A 24262-nucleotide genomic window follows, 5' to 3' on the forward strand; every position below is an offset into this window, starting at 1 on the left:
AATTATAAATTCCTTTATTTTTTTTATATTTATTCACCAGTTTCAATACCCATTCTACCAGCAATTCTTGCAATGAGTACGGTTACGATAACTGCGATGATTGTAACTATGATAGCGTAAGTGAATAAACTAGATAATGCACTTCCAGCTCCAATCCATTCTTCAATTAAAGCTTGGATTGCACTGTTCCATGCTTCACCTGCAACGAACGCAAATGCTGTTGTGATTAATGCTAAAATAGTTTCCATAATCATTTTTGTTACTTCATTTGCCATGCTTTTTTTCCTCCGTTCAATTTATTTGTTCCAAGATAATAAGAACAATATTATTTTTATATCTTTTTATTAAAAAACTTTACATTTAATCAAGTGATTTTATTAGATTTTCACATGCAACCTTAGGGTCTTCGGCTTCATAAATACTTCTTCCAACAATGATTGCATTTGAGTACTCAAGTGTTTTTTTACCGTCTCCACCCTGTTTTCCAACTCCCGGTGAGATGATGTATGCATCATTGCCGACAATATTCCTTATGTCTGATAGGCGATCAAGCCTTGTTGCCGGTGCAACGTAGTTATTGATTCCCATTTCAACTCCCATTTGAGCTATTGCGTCTGCATTTTTCTGCAGGAACATTTTTGCTCCGGGATGTGACATTTCAGTCAGCAGGAACAATTCCCTTTCGTACTTGTTTGCCATGTCAAGGCATGCCTGGACACTGTCTGATCCTACAAATCCATGACAGATTATTGCATCTGCTCCTGCCTTGAAGGTTTCTTCACATATTTTTGAATTTGTTGCATCGATGTCGGCCACCTTGAAGTCGCATATTACCTTAAATCCAAATTTGTCCTTTAATTTGCTGATTATTTCAAGCCCTTCCGCTAGAGCCAGTGGGTAGCCTATCTTTATTGTGTCAATGTAATCTTTAATAGAGTCACAAATTTCGATGGATTCACCTTCGCTCATGACATCAAGGGCCAAAATTAAGTTATTTTTTATATTCATATAATCTCCATCATTTATTTTTTACATAAAATTTTTAGGTTTGCCTAATTAAATAGTATTACTTTTTCCTATACCTTTATATGTAATAAGTAATATAATAACATTATCAATAAAACTTTATTAAATTTTAATTTAAATTTAAATTTTTATTGAGTGATTTATCAAATCGTTTTGATAATATTTGGAGGAAAAAATTTATGCATATTATGGAAGGATATTTACCATTGAACTGGTGTATCGTATGGTTCGTTGTCGCAATCATCGTCGTCGCTTTTGGTATTTATCAAATCAAAAAAATCGTAGATGAAACCCCTGAATCAAAAGCATTGCTTGCTGTGAGTGGGGCATTCATGTTTGTATTATCATCTTTGAAATTACCTTCTGTTACTGGAAGTTGTTCACACCCTTGTGGTAACGGATTAGGTGCAGCACTCTTTGGTCCTGCTGTAACTGCAGTACTTGCAGCTATCGTACTTATTTTCCAAGCATTATTACTTGCACACGGTGGATTAACCACTTTAGGAGCAAATATTGTTTCAATGGGTATTGTAGGACCATTTATCGCTTGGATTGTATACAAAGGTTTAACAAAAGCAGGTATTTCATCAACTATTGCTGTTTTCTTTGCAGCATTTTTAGGTGACTTATTAACTTACGTTGCTACTTCATTCCAATTAGCTTTAGCATTCCCTGCTCCAACATTTGGTGCAGCATTAACTAACTTCTTAGTTATCTTTGCAGTAACTCAAGTGCCATTAGCTATTGGTGAAGGTATTTTAACTGTAATTATATGGGACAGATTAAAAGAATACAAACCAAAATTGTTAGATAAACTTGGTGCATTAGCTCCAAATGAAGCATAAGGTGATAAATATGAAAACATCAACATTAATTATTTTAGCGGTAGTTTGTATTATTATCTTCATTGCACCATTAATAATGTTCAGTGGTCATGGAGAAGATGACGGATACTTTGGAGGTTCAGATGATGCAGCTAGTGAAGCTATCGAAGCAACCAATTTCAAACCATGGTTTGCATCAATATGGGAACCACCAAGCGGTGAAATAGAAAGTTTATTATTCGCTCTTCAAGCAGCTATAGGAGCAATCATCATTGGTTACTTCTTCGGTTACTGGAGAGGACAAGGTAAAGAAGAATAATTAATCTTCTTTATTATTTTTTTCTTTTTTTAGTGATTTTTATGAAATTTGATATGGATTATATTGCGCATCATAACGAATTAACAGAAACAAATCCTTATTTCAAATTGTTTTTAACAATCATATTGTTAGTTTTGACTTTAGCACTTGATAATCTGTATTTTGACATATTAATGTTCATGGTAATGTCCATTGTGATTTTAGCAATAGCAAAAATCAATTGGAGATCATATTTGAAGTTCCTGTCCATTCCAATGGCATTTGTTGTAATAACCTGTCTGTTCTTGATATTCTTCTTCGGAAGAGGGGAAGTGATTTACGAGACAGGAATATTCGGCATTGTGGTTACAACAGACTCCCTGCACTATGGTGTTTACACATTCTTTAGGGTTGTGGGCTGTTTGCCTTTATTGGGTTTTCTTGCACTGACAACACCGATTGCGAAAATCCTGCATTGTTTGGCTTCTATGAAAGTTCCAAAAATCTTCATTGAGATTGCATTGTTAATGTATAATTCAATTTTCATTTTCTTAAATGAGATTGATACAATGCAGAAGGCACAGGAAACAAGATTAGGTTATCATTCCTATTGGAATTCATTTAAATCTCTAGGAGCACTTGCAAGTACAATTTTCTTAAGATCCCTTGATAAAAGTGAAACTTTACAGCATTCCCTTGATTCAAGAGGATACACAGGAGAATTGCCAATTTACGAACCACAAAAAAGGGAGTAATCACTAATGTTAGAAGTTAAAAATATAAAATATTCATATAATGCTGATTATCAGGCATTAAAGGGAGTTAGCTTAAAGATTGAAAAAGGAGAAATGGTTGCTCTTTTAGGTAAAAACGGTGCTGGAAAATCAACATTATTCTTACATTTGAATGGTATTTACGAACCTGATGAAGGTCAGGTATTTATTGATGGTGAAGAATTAAAGTACGATAAGAAATCCCTGCTTAAATTCAGGCAAAAGGTAGGAATAGTTTTCCAAAATCCAGATGACCAAATTTTCGCTCCAACAGTGGAGGAAGATGTTGCTTTTGGACCATTGAACTTGGGTTTGCCTATGGAAGAAGTCCAAGATCGTGTCGAAGAGGCTCTTTCTCGTGTAGGAATGAGTGGTTTTGAGAAAAAGGCTCCTCATCACTTAAGTGGAGGTCAAAAGAAAAGGGTTGCAATTGCAGGCATTCTTGCAATGAAACCTGAAATTATGGTTTTAGACGAACCAACAGCTGGACTTGACCCACAGGGTGTTACCAATTTAACAAAATTACTGAAAGAATTAAACGATGAAGGAATTACAATTATCATATCAACACATGAAGTGGATTTAGTTCCTAACTATGCAAAACGCGTTTTTGTTTTAGTTGATGGTCTATTGATAGCCGAAGGAACTCCAAAAGAGATTTTTGCTCAACCTGAAATTCTTGAAAAAGCTAATTTGAAAGTGCCAATAGTTACAGAGCTATTCCAACAGCTTGAAGCTGAAGGATTTGATATGGAAAATGATTATCCATTAACAATCGAAGAAGCTAAGGATAAGTTTTTAAAATTTGCTAATAAAAACTAATTTTTTTTTAACTCAAAAATTTTTCATAATTCCATCACATAAAGTATTACTCACAGTAATAATTCATAATACTTTCTTATTTTTCAACTAAACTTTTATATTTTAATAAACATAATTCTTCATAAGGTGAATTTAGATGAGAATTGGAATTTGTGACACAACTTTCGCTCGCTTTGACATGGCTTCAGCAGCAATTGACGAGCTTAAAAAGAACGCTTATGATTTAAAAATAATTCGTGAAACCGTTCCAGGTGTAAAAGACCTTCCAGTAACCGCTAAAATTCTCATTGAAGAGGAAAACTGTGATATAGTAATGGCACTTGGAATGCCTGGACCTATGGAAAAGGATAAGATGTGCGCCCATGAGGCATCAACAGGACTAATCAACGCACAATTGATGACAAACACTCACATATTGGAAGTGTTCGTGCATGAGGATGAAGAGGAAGATCCTGTTGAGCTTGCAAAGCTTGCAGAAAACAGGGCACGTGAACATGCACAAAACCTCATTAAGATGATGTACTCAAGAAAGGCAATGAGAAAAGAGGCAGGAATGGGAATGCGTGAAGGAAAAGAGGATGCAGGACCATTATAATAAAGGTGCAATATGGGATTTGAAATAACAGAAAAGGACAAGAAGGATACATTTGTCATTCTTCCGGCATACAATGAGGCAACAAGAATCCAGCCTGTGATAGAATCGATTGCCCGTAAAGGATACAATCTCATCATTGTAAATGACGGATCATCAGACAATACCCTTGAGGTCATCAAGGAGTCAAAAATGAAATATCCGGATAATATTCACATATTCTCCCTCATGATCAACAGGGGAGTTGGCGTTGCAACACAAACAGGATTCGATGCGGTTTTCAAGTTCAACCCTAAATATGTTGTAAGTATGGATTCAGATGGTCAGCACTCTCCTGAGGACTTGGATAATGTCATAACTCCATTGGTGAAAGGGGAAGCACAGGCAGTGATTGGTGTAAGGCCATTGAAGGACATGCCGTTTACAAGAAACTTTGCAAACTGGGTTATGAACCTTCTTACAAGAATATTTTATGGAGTTAAAGTAAGTGATTCACAGACCGGTTTCAGGGCAATAACCCTTGAAGCCTTAAGGAAGATTGATATCAATGCAAGAGGATATCTAATCTCATCAGAATTCATACGTGAAGTCCATGACAATAACATTCCATTTGCGGAAGTTCCAATTCAAACAATCTACACTCCAGAAACCCAGGCTAAGGGAACAAATTCCAAAGAGGCATTAAAGATTTTAATTCAAATGATCAGACATCAGTTTTAGGTGATTAAATGTTATTATACTCAATATTATTCCCAATAATATCCATATTGGCTATCTTATGGTTCTTTTACAGGTACCTAAGAGAGAAACAGTCATTGATGACTGTAATCCTATGGACAGTATTGTGGATATTCGTTATCATATTTTCAATCTTCCCAAATGCAAGTGAACATTTTGCGGAATTGTTCGGTATCACCCGTGGATTGGATTTCATCATTATCGTAGTGTTTTTAGTGTTATTCTACATAATATTTGCATTATATAATAGAATTGATATATTACAGGATGAAATCAACAAGATTGTTAAGGAATCAGCTATCAACAATGAAATAACTCTCGATGATGAAGAGGAAGAATAATGCTTTATTTTAGAGGATGCACCGCAAGGGAAAAGCAGACCAGCATTGCTGAGGCAACTGAAAAGCTTTTAAATCTTGCAGGTGTAGATTATCATATTTTAAAAGATGAGGCTTGCTGCGGTTCAGTATTGCTTAGAACTGGTTTTTTAAAGGAGGCGCAGGAGCAAATTGCAAAAAACAGCGAAGCCTTTAAGGATGAAACCGTTTTGACATCATGTGCAGGTTGCTATAAGACTTTAAAAGAGGATTATGAGAACATTGATGTCATTCACATTTCACAGTTATTGAATAATTTAATCAGTGAAGGCAAACTTAACTTCTCAAAAAATGATTTCAAAGTTACATATCATGATTCATGCCATCTGGGAAGGCATATGGAGATATTTGACGATCCGAGAAGTGTCATTGAAAGCGTTGCCGACTTGGTTGAAATGGAAAACAATCGTGAAAACAGCCTATGCTGCGGAGCTGGTGGTGGAGTGAAATCCGCTTATCCTGAAATTGCTGATGAAATGGCAAAATCAAGAATTGGCCAGGCCAAGGACACTGAATGTGAAATTTTGATTACTGCCTGTCCGTTTTGCAAGCTTAATCTGGAAAATGATGAAATGGAAGTTCTGGACTTGACTGAATTTCTAGTTAAATATGGTGGTTTGGATGAAGAAGAGTGAACTTGAAACAATGAGAAAATCATTTAACACAGTAAAAAATAGGTCAGACTCCATTAAGGAATCCTCATCCACTAAAAGACTAGTCAAACGGGTTCAGGAAATCAAGAAATATTCTATTGAACACAACGATGAGCTTTTAGCCCAACTATTGGAATCATTTGAGCGCAACGATATCGAATGCATATTGGCCGATGACTCTCAAGACGCCCTGAAAATCATTGATGAACTGCTTGAGGAGTATGATGCCTCAGTTGTTGCAAAGGCAAAATCAAATACATTGGGTGAAATCAACCTTAAAAACCATCTGAAAGATAATGGCATTGATGTTGTTGAAACAGACCTTGGGGACAGGATACTTCAGCTTAAAAAGGTTGACAACAAACCGGTTCACCCTACAGGACCTGCTTCACATTTGAACGTTTCAAACATAACCGACATTGTAAATGAGTCACTTGATGTCAATGTTGATCCGGTGCCTCGTGAAATCATGGAGGCCGTAAGGAAAGATGTGCTGAATCGGCTAAAATATGCAAATGTAGGTATAAGTGGAGCCAATGCAATAGCATCCGAAGAGGGGTCATGCGTTATGGTGCACAATGAGGGAAATATTTCAATAGTTTCACTCAAGGACTTGCATATAATTGTAGCTGGAATCGATAAAATAGTGCCGACACTTGAGGATGCAATATCCATTGTGAAACTGGAGACAATATTTGCAACAGGAAGCTATGTCACCTCATACATGAACGTGATATCAGGACCTTCAAAGACAGCTGACATTGAAAAAAAGCTCTTGAAAAACATGTATGGTGCTGAAAGGGTTGTGGTGATTCTTTTGGATAATGGAAGAAGCGATGCCACTCCGGAATGCCTCTACTGTATAGGATGCGGAAACTGTGTCGTGCATTGTCCGGTCTACAATGCAGTTGGAAACGAATTCGGATTCAACAATTACCTTGGGGGACGTGGAGTTGCAATGTCCAAGTTCATTGAGGATGATGAGACCTGCTTCAACTCAGGATTGTACATGTGTACCTTATGCGGATTGTGCACACTTAACTGTCCGGTAGCCATACCAACCAATGAGATAATCGAAAATATGAGGAAACTGTCAACTGAAGTTGGATTCTATCCTAAGGCACATGGAAAAATCAAGGATAATGTTTCCAAAAGGGATTCTCCATATTGAACTTAATGATCAAATCAATGCATATTTGTGGGTAAAACCACAACAATAATGCATTAAATATTAAATACTTTTTTTCATGCTCTTTTTTGATTTCAAATATTTTAATTTTATAATTTAATTGGAATTTTCCCTAAAAATCAATAATATTATAAATAATAAGGAAGTAATATTATTATATTATAATATAATATTGGAGGAAATACATGCTTCTATTAATAAGTCCTATAAATCGTGAAGAAGCTCTAGAATCAATTGAAGGTGGAGCAGATATTGTTGATGTGAAAAATCCTAAAGAAGGTTCTTTGGGAGCTAATTTCCCTTGGGTAATCAAGGAAATCAGAGAATTAACCCCAGAAGACAAGCTTGTCAGTGCAACTTTAGGTGACGTACCATACAAGCCAGGTACAGTTTCACTTGCAGCAATGGGAGCTCACGTTTCCGGAGCGGATTATATTAAAGTTGGATTATACGGAACAAAAGACCATGACGAAGCAGTTGAAGTCATGGAAAACGTTGTAAAAACTGTAAAAGACATTAGTGAAGATACAATTATTGTGGCTGCAGGATATGCAGATGCTCACCGTGTAGGTGCGGTCGACCCTATGGAAATACCAAAAGTGGCAAAAGACGCAGGATGCGACCTTGCAATGTTAGACACTGCAGTTAAAGATGGTCATACATTATTTGATTATTTAGATTTAGACAAATTAAAAGAATTTGTAGAAGAAGCTCACAGTTACGGTTTGATGACTGCACTTGCAGGATCTGTCAAAAAAGACCAATTGAAACCATTGCATGACATTGGATGTGATGTTGTAGGTATCAGAGGAGCTGCTTGTGTAGGTGGAGATAGAAATACTGGTAAAATCCACCATACTGCTGTAGCAGAGCTAAAAGAATTAATCGATTCATTCTAATTAGGTGTTTATCATGTCATTTTCAAAAAAAGTTCAAGAAGCAAGAATGTCTTACACCTTTGATGATTTTCTTTTAACCCCTAATGCAAGTTATGTTGAACCAAAAGACATTGATACTAAAATTGAATTAGGAAAAGGAATTAAATTAAACATCCCTGTTTTAAGTGCAGCTATGGATACAGTTACAGAAGCTGAACTCGCAATAGCCATGGCACAGGAAGGGGGAGTAGGTGTAATTCACAGAAACATCACACTGGAAAGACAAGTTGAAGAAGTTAAAAAGGTTAAAAACGCTGAAGACTTAACTATCCGTGATGTTGTAACTATTACTCAAGATTCCACAGTCGCTGAAGCTCAAGATAAAATGCGCAATGAACTCATCAGCGGACTGCCTGTAGTTGATGGTGATGAAATCATTGGTATCATCTCAAAAAGAGATATCAGACCATTCCTCAAATCAGAGCCAGCAGCTCTAATCAAGGACATAATGACTTCTGATGTTGTAACCGTTGACGAAGGGGTTTCAGCTGAAGAGGCATTGAACATTGCATATGAAAACAAGGTTGAAAGACTACCTGTTGTTCGTGACGGCAAGCTTGTTGGAATCATTACTATTAAAGATATCCTAAACCGTTCCCAATATCCAAATGCCGCAAGGGACAAGGACGGCAACTTCCTGGTTGCTGCAGCTTGTGGACCATTTGACTTGGAAAGGGCAATGGCACTTGATCAAGCCGGTGCTGACATCATTTCAATCGACTGTGCTCACGCTCACAACATGAATGTTGTCAAGTTCACCGAAACCATCAAGGATAATATTGATGCTGAATTATGTGTAGGTAACATTGCAACCGCTGAAGCTGCAGAAGACTTAATCGCTATGGGTGTAGATGCACTTAAAGTAGGTATCGGACCTGGTTCAATGTGTACCACTCGTATTGTTGCTGGTGTAGGTGTACCACAGCTCACCGCAATTTCAGATGTTGCTGATGCTGCAGCTGATTCAGGCATTCCTGTTATTGCTGACGGTGGTATCAGATACTCCGGTGACGTTGCAAAAGCAATCGGTGCAGGAGCAGATGCAGTAATGCTCGGTAACTTACTTGCAGCATCATACGAAGCACCAGGGGACATTGTTGTCATGAACGGTAAACAATATAAGAAATACCGTGGAATGGGATCTATGGGTGCAATGACCAGTGAGTTTGACGGTGGAGCAGACAGATACTTCCAAGGTCAAAAAAGTAAAATGAACCACACAAAATATGTTCCAGAAGGAATTGAAGGTGCTGTACCATACAAAGGTACTGTTGCTGAAATTTTATTCCAATTGGTTGGTGGTTTGAAATCATCCATGGGATACTGTGGTGCTAAAGATATTAAAGCAATGCAAGAAAAAGCAAACTTCGTTAGAATTACAAGCAGTGGAATCAAGGAATCCCACCCTCATGACTTGTTAATTACTAATGAAAGTCCTAATTATCCAACACTTGACTAGTTGGATAATATCTTAAATTTTTTTTTGATGGGAGTTGAAATTGGCAAAGCGATTTATAGGTAAAAGTTTTTTCTCATCAAAAAATGTATTTTTTCGCTTAAAATGCTAATTTTAAGCAAACCTTTAAATATGAGTTAGTCTTATATTATAATATTAGATAATTTTATGATTATTTTACATAATCAATTTATATTAAATTTTATTATTAAGGAGATAATTTAAATGGCAAGAACTAAAAAAGTGGGAATTACAGGAAGGTTCGGTGCAAGATACGGAAGAAAAGCAAAAAGATCTGTTAAAATCATTGAAGAAAACATGAAAAAAAATCATGTTTGTCCTAAATGTGATAGACCATACGTAAAAAGAGAAGCTGCTGGAATTTGGAAATGCAGAAAATGTGGTGCAGTATTTACCGGTGGAGCATACGTTCCACAAACCCCTATGGCAAAATCTGCAGCACGTAGTATCAGAGACATTAAAGTGGAGGAATAGGCCTTGTACTGGTGTCCAAGTTGTGGGGAAGAAGTAGATCATAAAAGCTACATGGAAAATAAATGTCCTAAATGCAGATATAGGATTTTATTTAAGAAAGTCCCTGAAACAACAAGAGTTATAAAAGCAAGATAAGTTTTTATCTTCTTTTTACTAAATTTTTTTACTATTTTTGATTTAAATGTTAATTTCAACTTCTAGAAAACCTTCTCAAAAAACTAGGAAGTTCTGTAAGAATTTAGCCCATGCTACTGGTTTTACCTCTGTCAACAGGGGAAAAATGAATATGCGTGAGTTATTGTTGAAGGCTTTGGAGGTTGACGAGTACAATCTGGCGGTTGTAAACGAGATTAAGGGAAATCCTAGTAGAATTTCCTTTTATTCAAATAAGGGAGAATTACTTTTAACCCTTCTTATCGGAGCAACTATTGAAAACGAGAAGATGAACATTGCTCCGTCACAATTGAAAATAGTGTCCCAGGTCGAAGAGCTAAATGTCCTAGCAGACATTTTCGATTTGGATTTAGTTGAAAAGGCTGAAGATAATTATATTTTGATTTCTAAAAGCGACGATTCACCGGCTAGAATTTACTTCATTAACAAGTTTGGGGAAAGACTCAATTTCCAAATAAACGTTAAAAAGATCATAGAGGTTTCAAATGATTGAAGAAAGCCCTCTTGAATCTGTAAAAAGTAATATAGTTGTTGAATTTGAAAGTGGAAGTCAGGCTAAAATCGTTTATGATTCCATAATCCTGGAGTTTGAAACCGCTCCGGATTTCAGGTCTTCAATGACAATTGAATTGGATGATTCCAAGATAGTCATTGACATTGACGCTGCGGATTCCACATCTTTTAGGGCTTCTGTCAACTCTGCAATCAAATGGATCAACTTAGCATTGGAAATAAATAACTTGACAATTTAATGTTTATATAAATAATTAAAATTTAGGTGATATTATGGAGATTCCTGAAAACATTCAAGCACAATTAAATCAGTTTCAACAATTACAACAACAAGCTCAAGCAGTAACCATGCAAATTCAAAATGTTGAAGTACAAATTCAAGAAACTGAAAAAGCATTAGAAGAACTTAAAAAAACTGATGAAAATACTGATGTATTCAAACAAGCTGGTACTTTACTTATTAAAGTAGAATACGCTGATGCTTTATCTGACACTGAAGACAAGTTAGAAACCCTTCAGTTAAGAAAACAAACCATGGCTCGTCAAGAAGAAAGAGTCATGAAAAAACTTGAAGAAATGCAAGCTACCATTCAAGCTGCTATGCAAGGTATGGGCCAATAGGCTTAAACCTTTAATTTTTCTTTTTTTAGATTTTTATGTCAAAACTTAAAGTATTAACTTCCGACGATTTGGCTGAAATTTCCGACAAGTTCGGTGAAATTCTGGAAAGTGAAGTTTCAAAAGCTCTTCCTAGCAAGGAAATTGAAGATCTTGACCTTGACATCATTCTCAACTATGAAAACGAACAGCTTGATGTTGACGTTGATGTTGGAGTTAGTTTTGATGAGTTATCTGAAATCACTCAAGAGCAAATCATGCAGGCCATTGATGAGGCTTATCTAGGGTTTGATGCTTATATTGATGAGAATTTCAGAGTTTAATTATTTTTTTTAAAATTTGTAGTAATACTTAATCTATATTTTATATTAATTAAAGTAATACTTTTTTATAAAAAAGTATTTATATCATTAAAACATATATTAAAATGAAGTTTGGAGTAAACTAAATAGCTTAGCATATTAAGGACAAACACGTAATACTATCTTTCAAATTCCCTCTTTCATTTACTTCAAACCTCCTCTATTTTTTTAAATCAATTTAACTTTATCAAACTGATTTTATTATTTTTAGGAAATTTAAGGTCTCCTAAAATTTAGCGTTTTATGTTTTTTTATTTTTATTAATATTTTGTTTATATTTGAGTATCTTTTATTAAATTTATTTCAGTTAATTAATATAATTATTAAAAATTATATATTCAAGTTTACTTTAATTTTTATAAATTATAGTAACATTTATATACTATGTGAATTAACTTAATTAATAGAGGTTCATAACTCATAGTTATTTACCATAAATTGATCATTATTTTTAAATTACTCAGAGAGGGGCTGAAAAACACTTAAGTTCCTCTCACCTCCTTAAGTTTTTAATACTACTTTTTACCAACTATCTATTATGATTAAGAAAATACCAGTAATAGATTTAAAACAACACCAGGCCGTAAGCGGCAAATCAGGTATGAGGGACACTTACAAACCATTAAACACTGTTTTTGCATCTTCAGCAAATCCCGTTGAAATAGCACAGGGGCTAAAGTTAAACGGCGCCGATGAAATGTACATTGCCGATTTGGACTTGATAGAATCCCAAGGCCACAACATCAACGATATAAAAATGGTGAATACAATTCTTCCGGTCATCTTCGATGGTGGAGTCAAAAACCTTGAAGGGTTTGAATTTTTCCTTGACTATGCTTATAAGATAATCGTACCAACAGAAACACTGGAAAGCGTTGATGAGCTGAAAAAGATTTTCGAGAAATATCCTAAGGAAAGGATAGTCGTGAGTGTTGACACAAAAAACAATGAGCTATTGGCAAAGCACATGGACATGACACTGTCAGAATTCAAGGATGTTCTAGTGGAACTTGATCCAAACGACATAATCCTTTTAGATATCACAGGTGTCGGCACAGAAAAGGGTTATAATGAATATCTTTTAAATGAATTTGCGGAACTAAAAGAAAAATTAATCATTGCTGGTGGTTTGAACAAGGACTCTTTAGGTGAGTTGGAGTCCATCGGTATAAAAAGAGTATTGATAGGAACTAGCCTACATTCAGGTGAAGTGAAACTTCTAGATTAAAACACTTAACACCAAATAAGGGAATATGCAAGCTATAACAAATAAAACTACGCCTAAACCTAATTTAGGATTGTTATCTTCAAGAGATCCAGAAATTATCAATATTAATGCAAATAATCCAAAAATCACAGGTAAAATATGTGAAAATATTGTTGTTCCCACTATCGCCATTTTTAATCACTACTATAATTTACTTTTTCTAATTATATAAAATTAACTTTAATGTTTCTTGATTAAACAGAAGGTTAATTTTTTATTATTAAATGTTAAATATTAAAGTAATGAGAATAGATACGCATCATCATCACAAAAAGGCTGGTGAGAATTTAGCATTTGTATTTTTTATGAACTTGGCATTCAACATAATAGTCGTGATTGGAGCACTTGCAACAAACAGTATGGCAATACTTGCGGACTTCATTCACGATGCATCCGACACCATATCCATTGCAGTGGCCTGGATCCTTGAAAAGGTTTCACAGAAGGACTCCTCAGACAAGTACTCCTACGGCTATCAAAGGTTTTCAATACTTGGAGCAGTCATAATATCAGTTTTTGTCATCATAATGGCATTCGTGATATTGTCAGAGGCAATTCCAAGACTATTTGCACCTGAAGGGGTTGACGCAGGTGGAATGCTTGTAGTTGCAATCATTGGAATCATATTCAAATCAATTTCAGTCTATCGCCTGCATGACGGTGAGACATTCAACGAAAAGGCAATCCTGTTCCATCAGCTTGGTGATGTGTTTGAATGGGTTGCGATTTTGGTATTGAGTCTTGTTCTAATGTTCTGGGATGGAGCACCATACCTTGATCCGTTTGTTTCAATAGGAATCGCATTATGGTTGATATTCAATCTCGGAAGGAATTTATATAAAGCATTAGAGGTATTGCTTCAAAAGACACCTGATTACTTTGATGTTGATGAGTTTAGACGTTCAATCGAGGAGATTGATGGTGTAAATGCCATTGACGATTTCCACATATGGTCACTTGACGGAATAGATTCCGTAATGACATTGAAGGTTGATGTGGACTTTGGAAAGAACGTCAATGAGATCAAAAAGGAAATCTATGCCATTTCAAACAAGTATCATGTTGTTGACATCACTATCGAATTGGAGTAAGGTTAAGTTATGACATTGGTTGTTATCGGTCCTGTAACAAAAGATATGATAGTTATTGGGGATGAGGAGTCTTTTAAGGTTGGAGGAGCCACTTTCTTCCAGTCATTCGTTTTTGAGGAGTTTTTCAATGACTACCTTGCAATCGTCAACTGTTCAGATGAAAGTTTAGTTGGGGATTTCCCGGATACTGACAAGGTCAGGGTAATAAAAAAGGACACAACACACTTTTTCATAAACCATTATCCAGACAGGGATGACCTAGACAAAAGAAGGCAACTGAGCAATTTTGCTGATATTCCAATATGTCCAAATGACTTGGAGAAAGTTCTTCCAGAGGCGATTGACGCCTTTGTGATCAATCCATTGAACAGATTTGATTTTCCCGCTCACACCATAGAATATCTCAAAAGTTTTGACGTTCCTATATTCATGTCAATCCAGGGTTTTTTAAGGCTTCCGGATGTTAAAGCAAATGAAAACTACACTATAAAATTGGATAACTTTGATGAGTTAACAGGCATTTTATCAGGAGTTACTGCAATATTTTTGGATGAGGCAGAGGAAAGCATCATTGGCATGGGCTATGATGTAGATGAGATGGTCATAACAAACGGAAGTCACGGTTCCAGAATAGTCGCTGATGAAGAAATCAGAATAAGTCCTGTAAAGTGTGACAATGTTGTGGATACCACTGGTTGCGGAGACACTTACATGGCGGCATATATCTCACAGAAATTATTGCTTAAATCACCGCAAAGAGCTGGAAACTTCGCATCCATGATTGCCAGTAAAAAAATAGAAAAATTTGGCCCATATTCTCCAAGCCATTAGGTGATTTCATCAAATTTGAAATCATTCTATTTAATATTTATTATTTCTAATTTTTAATAGATTTAACCTAAAATCACCTAGTTTAGAAAACTTTATTAATTAATATGATAATAATTATATATGTATTTTGAATTTTTTTAAACACTACAAAGGGTCATCATGTTAAACAAATCATCAAATATAATCGAAAAGGAATTTAAAAATTTACGTAAGGAGCTATTGGATTTAACATTAAGAAATCAACTTCTTAACTTTAAAACAAGGGCTAAAACTATCACTATAGTAAATCAAACTCCTATAAATCTTTATCAGACATTGGTTCTTCAAGAGAACAAAATGTATTTCGTGGCCAATAAGAAGGATAAAAAGGAGGACAAGTCATCAGTATGGGACCACATTCCATTTGACTTTTCAAAGTTTTCAGAAGGAGACAAGAAATTAGCCACTGATTTGACCCCTAAAGAGCTCCAAAAAAGATTATATTACATTAACAACCAGGCCAAGACAATGCTCCAGGAGCAAGGTTACAACATCCTGTATTTGGCAATAGGATTCTTGGAATGGAAGGACAAGTCCAAGCCAAGGCAAAAGAACAATGCGCCATTGGTATTGATTCCTGTTTCAATGGAAAGGAAAAAGGTTGGGGAGTCATTCAACCTTGAATGGACAGGAGAGGACATTCAAACCAACATATCCCTTAAGGCCAAGTTACTGGAAGCGGGAATAGAGCTTCCAGATTTTGAATTCAAGAAATACGGTGAAGTCATTGACCATTACATTGCAAGCGTAAGAAGGGCAGTTTCCAGAATGGACGGATGGAATGTCAACAACAATGTGGCTCTAGGATTTTTCAGTTTCACAAAGTTCGTAATGTATAATGACCTAAACCCTGAAGCATGGGCAGATAATGTTGACTTGACTAAAAACGAATTGATACAGGCCATCTTCAATCCGGCCAAAAACGATCAGGAAGCGTTTCGTGAAGAGGATATCGATTCAAGACTGGAATATCAGAACATGTACCAGGTTCTTGATGCCGATTCATCACAGATTGCAGCCATCCAGGACGTTAAGGCAGGCCGCAACCTAGTGGTTGAGGGTCCTCCGGGAACAGGTAAGTCACAGACAATTGTAAACCTGATTGCGGAGCTGTTGGCAGAAGGAAAATCAGTTTTATTTGTATCAGAAAAGATGGCTGCATTGGATGTAGTAAAGGACCGTCTGACAGGTGTAGGTTTAGGCAAATTTGTACTTGAACTGCATTCACACAAGACAAGACGTAAGAAATTCCTGAAGGATTTGCAAAAGGCAACCAATGTAAGGGCACAGGAGCCTTTAAACATAGACCAGACAATCAGGAAACTTGAAACTCTGCGTCGTCAACTTGATGATTATTCACAAATCATTCACATGCCTGCTTTTGCAGTTAATCTATCTCCATTCCAACTATATGGAATGAAGGAAGCAGCCGATGACCATTTTGCACGCAAAGGCACATTGATGCCACTGGTCAGGTTTGAAAATCCGGAAAGCATAACCCTAAAAGATCTGGATGACATGAAAATCGCATTGGAGAACCTTGCCGAGCTCTATCAAACCATTTCAAAGGAAAATCCATGGAGTAAATGCGCACCGAAAAGTCTCCTGCCGGCTGATTTGAGAGAAATAGAAATGCTTATAAATGACACATTGCACGCATTGGACAATTTCCTTGTTGAGCGTGGAAGGGTCTATGACATTTATGGAATCAAGAAGCCTGACACTTTAAACGAGTTCCAGAATTCACTTTCAGCATTTGAGGTAATCAAGTCCCAGAATGCTGAGTTGATTGACGCAAGCATCATCCGTTCAGGTGCATGGAACAGCAACAATGAGGATGCATTCAGGTTAATACAGGAACTACAGAAGTATCAGAAATATGCAGCGGCATTGACTAAATTCAATCAAAACATTTTCCAGGCTGACATTGACCGCTTGATTTATGAGTTGCAGCAACTGTCAACCAAGAAATTCCGTTTCTTCAACAACAAGCAGCACATTGCCTTGGTTGAAATGTATTATGCAATGCCTGTTCCAAACAGCATTGATGAGATTATCAGGGACTTGCAGCAGGCTAAGGCTGTAATCAAAATCCGCAAAAACCTTGAGGCAAATGATGCACTTGGAAGAAAATACTATGGTGGATACTGGCATTTAAATGCAAATCCAAAGGATTTAATGGCTATTGCCCGCTGGATGAATGAGTTCACAGCACTTGTGCGTGCCGGAACATTTTCCCAGAATACCATTGACCTGATGAGCAAGGATTTATTTGAATTCAAGCCTGAAAGGGACTTGGCGGAATACATCGATTCAGGTGAGGATTTTGTAAGGGTATTGTCAAGGCTTAAGGACAAGCTCAATCCAAGAAGCAAATTAATATTTAAAAGAGAAACTGGTGACGTTCCGTTTGAGGCATGGCAGGAACAGTTGTATAATTGGAGAGGACAACTATCAAGCCTTCACTTATGGTCACAATACTTAAATACTAAAAATGCACTTAAAAGCTCCAATGCAAAAATGTTTGTTGAATCAATCGAGAAAAGAAACATCAACAAATACGATATCGAGGCATTGGTTGAAGGAAACTTTGCAGACTCATTATTAAACATATTATTCATTGAAAATCAGGAATTGGCAACATTTGTCGGAGAATTGCATGAAAACAGAATCCGTGAATTCAAGGACTTGGATAAAAAGATTCTCACACTGAACCGTAAAAGAATCTATCATAAGCTAAACAGCAACATTCCAAAAATCTTCGGTGGAACAGAAAACCCACAGGCAAAAATCCTGGCAGGAGAGTTCACAAGAAAAAGCGGACACATGCCAGTTAGAAAACTCCTGGAAAAAGCCGGTGGAATGATAAAGCAAATCAAGCCTTGTTTCATGATGTCTCCATTGTCAATTGCACAATACCTTGATCCTACAAATGAGGAACTTCAATTTGATGTAGTTATTTTTGACGAGGCAAGTCAGGTAAAACCTGAAGATGCACTCGGTGCATTCATGAGAGGAAAAACAGCAGTTGTTATGGGAGATACCCAACAATTGCCTCCGACATCATTTTTCGACCAGATGTCAGATGCGGAAAGCGATGAGGAAGAAGCAACCTCTCTTGATATGGAGAGCATATTGCACCTGTGCAAACTCTCATTCCCTGTAAAAATGCTTAAATGGCACTACCGTTCACGTCATGAATCATTGATCACAGTGTCAAATAGGGAATTCTATGACGATGACCTGTTGGTTTACCCTTCACCTTCACATTCAGACCCTGAACTCGGTTTGAAATTCCACTACAATCCAAATACAGAATACTTAAGAGGAGCATCATCCAAAAACCCTCTTGAAGCAAAGGATGTTGTTGAAGAGATATTCAACCATTTCAGAAAATACGGCGATACAAAAAGCCTAGGTGTCGGAACATTTTCCGTAGCCCAGAAGAATGCAATCCTGGAGGAATTGGAGGTTCAACGTAAGGAACATCCTGAATTCGAACCTTTATTCTCAGAAAACAAGGATGAGCGTTTCTTCGTTAAGAACCTTGAAACAATCCAAGGGGATGAAAGGGATGTAATCCTAATCAGTGTAGGTTACGGTTATGACCAAGACCGCAAGATGTCACTCAACTTCGGTCCATTAAACCAGGACGGTGGGGAAAGAAGGCTAAACGTGCTCATCACCCGTGCAAGAGAAAAATGTGTAGTGTTCTCAAACTTCAAGGCATATGACATGAACCTGACAGCAAACCCTCCTTATGGTGTCAAGTCACTCAAGGAATTCTTGGAATATGCTGAAAACTTGACATTGGGTGCAGGTGGCAATCAGGAATACTCCAAGGAACCATTTGAAGATGCAATTGCAAGCTTTTTGGAGGAAAACGGTTACACAGTTGACAGGCAAATCGGTTGTGCAGGATTCAGAGTAGATCTGGCAATTGTAGATGATGAAAATCCTGGAAAATACATATTGGGAATCACAACTGATGGAAAAATGTATGCATCAAGTAAAGTTGCACGTGACAGGGATCGATTACGTGAACAGGTATTAACCGGACTTGGATGGAAATTATATCACTTATGGTCCACAGACTGGTATAGAAACCGTGATTTAGGACGTAAAAAATTATTGGAATTCGTTGAAAATTCAATCCGCCAAACCCGTGAGGAAGAAAGGCGCAGGTCAGAAAAAGAGAAGAAACTGGCTGAAAAAAGAAGACTTGAAGCTGAGAAAAAAGCTGAAGAATTGCGTATAGCACGAGAAAAAGAGGAAGCGGAAAGAAAAGCCAAGGAAGAAGCTGAAGCCAATGAAATTAATCCAGAGGATATTGGTCCGGAAGACTTTGTAGAGGTTGAAAAAGTCGATGAGGGCGATGACATTCTGGAAAAACCTATTGATGTCAGTGAACTCGACCCAGATGAATTCTTTAAGGAAGTCTCTGCAGGAGACCCGGAAACACCAAATGTTTCAATTAATGATAATTCATCACAGAAATCAGAGTTTGTGGAAGTTGAAACTCCTGAAGGCAATAAAGATTATGAAGCTGAAGAATTCACCTCAGAGTTTGTTGAAGTGGAAAACACTGACATTGATGAATTAGATAAAGTTAACACTCCAACTGATAATGATAATCAACCTGAAACTCCTAAAACAGAAACTAATGAAACTACCTCCCATGATATGGATGCTGAAGTTTGGGAATCAGATGAAGGGGTTTCACCAGAAGATAATGCAGAAGTATGGGAAGACGAGAAAGATTACTCCGATGAGAATGTTTCCATAGATGATAATGTTAAAGATGTTCCGGATGAGGGAATTTCTTCAGATGTTAATGTTAATGATGATCTTCAGGATGAAGACGCTCCTGCAGATGATAATGTTGATAGGGATTCTGCAGAGGATGTTACTGAAGAGGATACTGTTGATGAGGATTACTCAACCGATGATGAAATTGAAGATGATGCTGATGAAAAGCCTCACAGGTCAATTAAGGATAGGGTAAAATCATTCATCAATCCTGGCCATTCAATGCTGGATGATTCAATAGTTGACAGTGAAGATGATGACAATGAAAAAGAATCATTTTTAAGTTCTCTCAGATTCAGGAAGGATTTAAATGAGGATTCCGATGTGGAAGAGGAGTCAACAGAATCTGAAGATACAGAAGAGGATGTCAATGAGGATATCCCTGAACCTATTCAAGATGATAAAGTTGATTTGGGCTCTGATGATGATTATATCATTGTCGACCACAGCAACGATGAAGTGGTTGAGGAAGTTGAGGAAGCTCCAAAAGTCCAATTCAATAAAAAGATTAAAAAACCTGTAAAAGAGGACCCTATTGTTGAACCTGTTAGGGAAGAGGTCATTGATGAACCTATAGTTGATGAACCTATAGTTGATGAGCCTGTTGAGGAAGAGGTTATTGACGAACCTATCAAAGAAGAACCTATAGTTGAACCTGTTAGGGAAGAGGTCATTGATGAGCCAGTTGTAGATGAACCAGTCAAAGAGGAAGTCTCAAATGAACCTTCCGATGACAAGGTCGACCTAGGTCCTGATGAAGATTACATTTATGTTGATCACAGTCATGATGATGAAAGAGTTTTACCTGATGAGGAAAAATTCGATTTCGCTTTTGAAAATGAGACAGTAGATGAACCTGTTGAGGATGATGTGGCTGAAGATAAGGAGCCTGAGGAAAAATCACATGAACTCGGTGAAAAACTCAAGCATAAGCCTAAGAGGAACAGCCGTGTAAAATCAATCATTTCCGATGTTGTCGGTGGGGAAACCAAACTCGAGCCGATGGAAGTCAAGAAGGTCAAAGGCGAATTCATAGATGATGACGATGAGCCATTGCACAAGCCTGCCCCTCGTGACGATTATGTTGTTGAGGCTGAAATAGTAAACGGTGAAGAGGAATTGAATGCCCTAAACGATGACTTTTCAGACTCAAACAAGGAAGAGGAATTCTTCTTTGATGAGGAAAATGAGGAATGGAACATTTTCAATGATGAATTGCCTGATTTAAGTAATGATGATGAATCTGATGATGTTTTAAACATTGTCGATGATGCTAAAAAGGAATACCTTGACGATATCTTTGTCGAGGAAGACAAACCTGAAAAAGAAAATCAGACTGTTGAAAACGTTCAAGCATCTCAAAATAAAGACTCACAAAATCAAGCGGAAGTTCCAAACGTTGATGATAATCAACAGGATATCCAATATGATGAAAGTATAAGAGAAGATAATGCAGAACCTGTTGAGGAAGCCATATCAGGCGATGGAGTTACATATTATCAGGGTTCAAATGACGTGACAAGCAAGCTCAGGAAAAACAATTTCTACTATGAGGAAGAAAAACCAAGAAGCGTTAAGGAATCCCTTCAGGGAATCAAAAAGGACATGAAATACATTAACAGGTCCCTTAAGGAAATTGAAAACCCTACACACATAGATTATGTTTCAGTGGTGGACAGGACAGAGGAATACAATCCTGCCGATTACTTGAACATGCCAAGTGATGATGATTCTGATAAGATTATAGAAATGGAAGAGGAAATGACTTTCGCTGAAAAAGAAGAGCAGAGAATAGAAAAGGAAATGAAAATGGAAGCTCTTCAAAAAGAGATTTCAAGCGATGAGGATGTAATAATTCCTGTTCATGAACAATTCAGAAGAGAGGAATTAAAAGACCAGGCTCTTGAAGACATTATCCAGTCAGCCGATGAGGACTACAAGGAGATTGAAAAGGAAAGATTCCAAAGGAACAATACCCTGAAATCCTATGATGACCATAAGCTTCCGGGCAAAAGGTCTTATGAGGACAACATTGTCAATTATGTCCAATCAACAGATATAGGCTTGAATTCATCAGACGATTTATACAAACAGCCAATCAGCAAGGTGTCCGATTCCATTAAGTTGATAGTTGATATTGAAGGACCTATTCATGTCAAGGAAGTGACCAAAAGAATCAAGGACAGCTGCCATATCAAGCGTGCCGGATCAAATCTTAAAAAGACAGTCAACTCAGCTATTGAAAACGCAGAAAGCAATGGTGAGATAATAAAAATCGGTGACTTCTTATATGACGCTTCAAACAATGATGTTTTAATCAGAAGAAGGGATAAGCCAAACATAGACTTAATATCAGATGAAGAAATAGCAAAAAGCATAGAATTGGTTTTAACTCACAAGCAGAACATTACCACTAAGCAGATTCCTAAGGAAACCTCACGCAACTTCGGATTCAAATCCACTTCCAAAAAGACCGCTTCAAGAATCAACAGCGTACTGGATTTGATGATTGCAAACAATAGAGTTAAAATCGTAAACGATTTCGTTGAACTTAAATAACTGATTTACATGTCAACCAAAGTCAAATCCCCTGACAATTTGCCGAATAAGCCTGGAGTCTACATCATGCGTGATGAGACAGACACCATAATCTATATTGGAAAGGCAAAAAATCTCATTAAAAGGGTTAAATCTTATTTTAGGGAAAAGCTTGACAGGCCAAAGACTCAAATACTGATGAGTCACTTCGACAGCCTGGAGTATATAGTAACCAATTCTGAAAAGGAAGCACTGATTCTCGAGGCAACCCTAATCAAGAAGCATCGTCCAAGATATAATGTTCAGTTAAAGGACGATAAGAGATACCCTTACGTTAAAATCACCGATGAGGAATTCCCAAGGCTTGTGATTACACGTAACGTAACTAAAAACGGAGTATATTTCGGACCGTTCACAGACGTGGGATCAGTAAAGCAGACAGTTAAGTTTTTAAAGTCATTATTTAAAATCAGGACATGCCGCAACATGAACGGCCCTTGCCTGAACTCACAAATCGACTTATGCTATGCTCCATGTGACGGCAGAATCACCAAGGAGGAGTATTCAGAGATAATCAACAAGATTGACCTGTTCTTCCAGGGAAAGTATTCCACTATAGTCAAGAATCTCAAAAAGGAAATGATGGATGCCGCTTCTAATGAGGAATTTGAAAAGGCTGCCGTAATAAGGGACCAGATAGCATCCATAGAAGAGATTATGGAAAAACAGTTCGTTGACCTTGTGGACGATGACCTTGACCAGGACGTCATAGCCATTGCTCCTGGGGAAAACGAGGTTGTGGTAATCATAATGCCTATTAGAAACGGCAAGATCGTTGGCCGTGACGACTTTTTGATGAGCGCATCACAATACGATTCACCATCAGAAATCATGTTCGCATTCATACAGCAGTATTACGGTTATAATCGTCATATTCCAAAGCAGATTCTTCTCGATGAGGACATTGACGATAAGGATCTTTTAGAGGATTGGCTAAGTGACCTGAGAGGCAACAAGGTTAAAATCAAGGTTCCTCAAAAGGGAGTTAAGCTAAGGCTCGTCAAGATGGCAAAGAAAAATGCTGAAATCATCAAGCACCAAAAGAAAAAGATGGAGGATGCATTAATCGAGCTTAAAAAATACCTTAAGCTTGAAAAATTGCCTCGTGTAATCGAAGGATACGATATCAGTAACATTTCAGGGAAATTTGCAGTTGGCTCTAAAGTGTCATTCAAGGACGGCAAACCCAACAAAAAAATGTATAAGCATTTCCGTATGGAAACTCCAGGTCCGAACGATTTTGCAATGATGGAGGAATTGCTGACCCGCAGATTGAAAATGGTGGATAGGGACCCGGAACCTGACCTTATAGTCATCGATGGAGGTAAGGGACAGCTGGGCATGGCTTGCGGAGTATTGGAGAAATTAAATCTCACTCATATACCAATCATTGGGCTTGCAAAGGAGTTTGAGGAAATATTTATTCCAAATTCATCACGTCCGATTATCATTCCTAAAAACAACAAGGCTCTTCATTTGCTTCAGCAAGTGAGGGATGAATCTCATAGATTTGCGATAACCTATCATAGAAAACTCCGTAGCAAGAATATTCAAGCCTCTTCACTCGACGATATCGTTGGCATCGGTAAAAAAAGAAAAATTGCTCTTTTGAAAGAATTCGGAACCTTAGAAAACATTAAAAATGCATCAGTGGAGCAATTAGCCGAAACCGAGGGCATGAATTTGAAAACTGCTCAAAATGTCTTTGATTTTTATCACTAGAAATTAATTATTTTTTTCTAAAAACGGCTAATTTTCAATTACATTTAAATATAAGAA

At 37.0% G+C, this 24262-nt stretch carries 25 protein-coding genes; 22 read left to right on the forward strand and 3 right to left on the reverse strand.

Annotated features, from left to right (window positions below; translation table 11 throughout):
• Positions 1-29: 29 nt before the first annotated feature.
• Positions 30-275, reverse strand: a complete 246-nt coding sequence (locus E7Z78_RS05370) for a DUF5654 family protein (RefSeq protein WP_303724153.1) — start codon at positions 273-275, stop codon at positions 30-32.
• Positions 276-360: 85 nt separating this feature from the next.
• Positions 361-1008, reverse strand: coding sequence for an orotidine-5'-phosphate decarboxylase (gene pyrF / locus E7Z78_RS05375; RefSeq protein WP_303724154.1), 648 nt, complete (start codon positions 1006-1008; stop codon positions 361-363).
• Between the two features lie 197 nt (positions 1009-1205).
• Here pyrF and cbiM point away from each other — a divergent pair, with 197 nt between their 5' ends.
• The 18 genes from cbiM (at position 1206) to E7Z78_RS05465 (ending at position 13076) form a co-directional block, all read left to right on the forward strand.
• Positions 1206-1871: a cobalt ECF transporter S component CbiM gene (gene cbiM / locus E7Z78_RS05380; protein WP_303724155.1), complete on the forward strand. Its 666-nt coding sequence runs from the start codon at positions 1206-1208 to the stop codon at positions 1869-1871.
• Between the two features lie 10 nt (positions 1872-1881).
• Complete coding sequence (locus tag E7Z78_RS05385) at positions 1882-2169, forward strand: energy-coupling factor ABC transporter substrate-binding protein (protein ID WP_296874036.1); 288 nt, start codon at positions 1882-1884, stop codon at positions 2167-2169.
• Positions 2170-2210: 41 nt separating this feature from the next.
• Positions 2211-2903, forward strand: coding sequence for a cobalt ECF transporter T component CbiQ (gene cbiQ, locus E7Z78_RS05390; protein WP_303724156.1), 693 nt, complete (start codon positions 2211-2213; stop codon positions 2901-2903).
• A 6-nt stretch (positions 2904-2909) separates the two neighbouring features.
• Positions 2910-3743 carry an ATP-binding cassette domain-containing protein gene (locus E7Z78_RS05395; protein ID WP_303724157.1) on the forward strand — a complete coding sequence of 278 codons (834 nt, stop codon included), beginning with the start codon at positions 2910-2912 and terminating at the stop codon, positions 3741-3743.
• A gap of 136 nt (positions 3744-3879) precedes the next feature.
• A complete protein-coding gene (ribC, locus tag E7Z78_RS05400) occupies positions 3880-4338 on the forward strand; it encodes a riboflavin synthase (RefSeq protein ID WP_292894000.1) in 459 nt (152 codons plus the stop codon).
• 12 nt (positions 4339-4350) lie between these two features.
• Positions 4351-5055 (forward strand): glycosyltransferase family 2 protein, encoded by a 705-nt coding sequence (locus tag E7Z78_RS05405; RefSeq protein ID WP_303724158.1) that lies wholly within the window; start codon positions 4351-4353, stop codon positions 5053-5055.
• Between the two features lie 8 nt (positions 5056-5063).
• Positions 5064-5414 carry a DUF2304 domain-containing protein gene (locus tag E7Z78_RS05410; protein ID WP_303724159.1) on the forward strand — a complete coding sequence of 117 codons (351 nt, stop codon included), beginning with the start codon at positions 5064-5066 and terminating at the stop codon, positions 5412-5414.
• A complete protein-coding gene (locus E7Z78_RS05415) occupies positions 5414-6085 on the forward strand; it encodes a (Fe-S)-binding protein (protein ID WP_303724160.1) in 672 nt (223 codons plus the stop codon). The genes E7Z78_RS05410 and E7Z78_RS05415 overlap by 1 nt, the downstream gene beginning before the upstream one ends.
• Positions 6072-7274 (forward strand): LUD domain-containing protein, encoded by a 1203-nt coding sequence (locus E7Z78_RS05420; protein WP_303724161.1) that lies wholly within the window; start codon positions 6072-6074, stop codon positions 7272-7274. The genes E7Z78_RS05415 and E7Z78_RS05420 overlap by 14 nt, the downstream gene beginning before the upstream one ends.
• Positions 7275-7477: 203 nt before the next feature.
• Positions 7478-8191 (forward strand): (5-formylfuran-3-yl)methyl phosphate synthase, encoded by a 714-nt coding sequence (locus tag E7Z78_RS05425; protein ID WP_303724162.1) that lies wholly within the window; start codon positions 7478-7480, stop codon positions 8189-8191.
• A gap of 13 nt (positions 8192-8204) precedes the next feature.
• Positions 8205-9689 carry an IMP dehydrogenase gene (gene guaB, locus E7Z78_RS05430; protein ID WP_303724163.1) on the forward strand — a complete coding sequence of 495 codons (1485 nt, stop codon included), beginning with the start codon at positions 8205-8207 and terminating at the stop codon, positions 9687-9689.
• Positions 9690-9911: 222 nt separating this feature from the next.
• On the forward strand, positions 9912-10181 hold the full coding sequence (rpl37A, locus tag E7Z78_RS05435) for a 50S ribosomal protein L37Ae (protein WP_297825608.1): 270 nt from the start codon (positions 9912-9914) through the stop codon (positions 10179-10181).
• A 3-nt stretch (positions 10182-10184) separates the two neighbouring features.
• Positions 10185-10316 (forward strand): DNA-directed RNA polymerase subunit P, encoded by a 132-nt coding sequence (locus tag E7Z78_RS05440; protein ID WP_303724164.1) that lies wholly within the window; start codon positions 10185-10187, stop codon positions 10314-10316.
• Positions 10317-10467: 151 nt separating this feature from the next.
• Entirely contained in the window at positions 10468-10848 is a 381-nt protein-coding gene (locus tag E7Z78_RS05445; RefSeq protein WP_303724165.1) for a ribonucleotide-diphosphate reductase subunit beta, read from the forward strand.
• Entirely contained in the window at positions 10841-11107 is a 267-nt protein-coding gene (locus tag E7Z78_RS05450; RefSeq protein ID WP_303724166.1) for a KEOPS complex subunit Pcc1, read from the forward strand. Before E7Z78_RS05445 ends, E7Z78_RS05450 begins: the two co-directional genes overlap by 8 nt.
• Positions 11108-11141: 34 nt before the next feature.
• Positions 11142-11489, forward strand: coding sequence for a prefoldin subunit beta (locus E7Z78_RS05455; protein ID WP_303724167.1), 348 nt, complete (start codon positions 11142-11144; stop codon positions 11487-11489).
• Between the two features lie 35 nt (positions 11490-11524).
• Entirely contained in the window at positions 11525-11809 is a 285-nt protein-coding gene (locus tag E7Z78_RS05460) for a DUF3194 domain-containing protein (RefSeq protein WP_303724168.1), read from the forward strand.
• Positions 11810-12386: 577 nt separating this feature from the next.
• Positions 12387-13076, forward strand: a complete 690-nt coding sequence (locus E7Z78_RS05465) for a HisA/HisF family protein (RefSeq protein ID WP_303724169.1) — start codon at positions 12387-12389, stop codon at positions 13074-13076.
• Here E7Z78_RS05465 and E7Z78_RS05470 read toward each other — a convergent pair.
• A complete protein-coding gene (locus E7Z78_RS05470) occupies positions 13068-13247 on the reverse strand; it encodes a hypothetical protein (protein WP_303724170.1) in 180 nt (59 codons plus the stop codon). The two genes, E7Z78_RS05465 and E7Z78_RS05470, sit on opposite strands and share 9 nt — an antisense overlap.
• A gap of 110 nt (positions 13248-13357) precedes the next feature.
• Between E7Z78_RS05470 and E7Z78_RS05475 the strand changes: the two genes are divergently transcribed.
• The 4 genes from E7Z78_RS05475 to uvrC all read left to right on the forward strand — a co-directional run bounded on the left by E7Z78_RS05475 (position 13358) and on the right by uvrC (position 24205).
• Entirely contained in the window at positions 13358-14206 is an 849-nt protein-coding gene (locus E7Z78_RS05475) for a cation diffusion facilitator family transporter (protein WP_303724171.1), read from the forward strand.
• 9 nt (positions 14207-14215) lie between these two features.
• Entirely contained in the window at positions 14216-15037 is an 822-nt protein-coding gene (locus tag E7Z78_RS05480; protein ID WP_303724172.1) for a PfkB family carbohydrate kinase, read from the forward strand.
• Between the two features lie 159 nt (positions 15038-15196).
• Positions 15197-22444, forward strand: coding sequence for a DUF3320 domain-containing protein (locus tag E7Z78_RS05485; RefSeq protein ID WP_303724173.1), 7248 nt, complete (start codon positions 15197-15199; stop codon positions 22442-22444).
• Between the two features lie 9 nt (positions 22445-22453).
• Positions 22454-24205, forward strand: a complete 1752-nt coding sequence (gene uvrC, locus E7Z78_RS05490; protein WP_303724174.1) for an excinuclease ABC subunit UvrC — start codon at positions 22454-22456, stop codon at positions 24203-24205.
• Positions 24206-24262 lie beyond the last annotated feature (57 nt).

This window comes from Methanobrevibacter thaueri (assembly GCF_015062915.1).
GTDB lineage: Archaea > Methanobacteriota > Methanobacteria > Methanobacteriales > Methanobacteriaceae > Methanocatella > Methanocatella thaueri_B.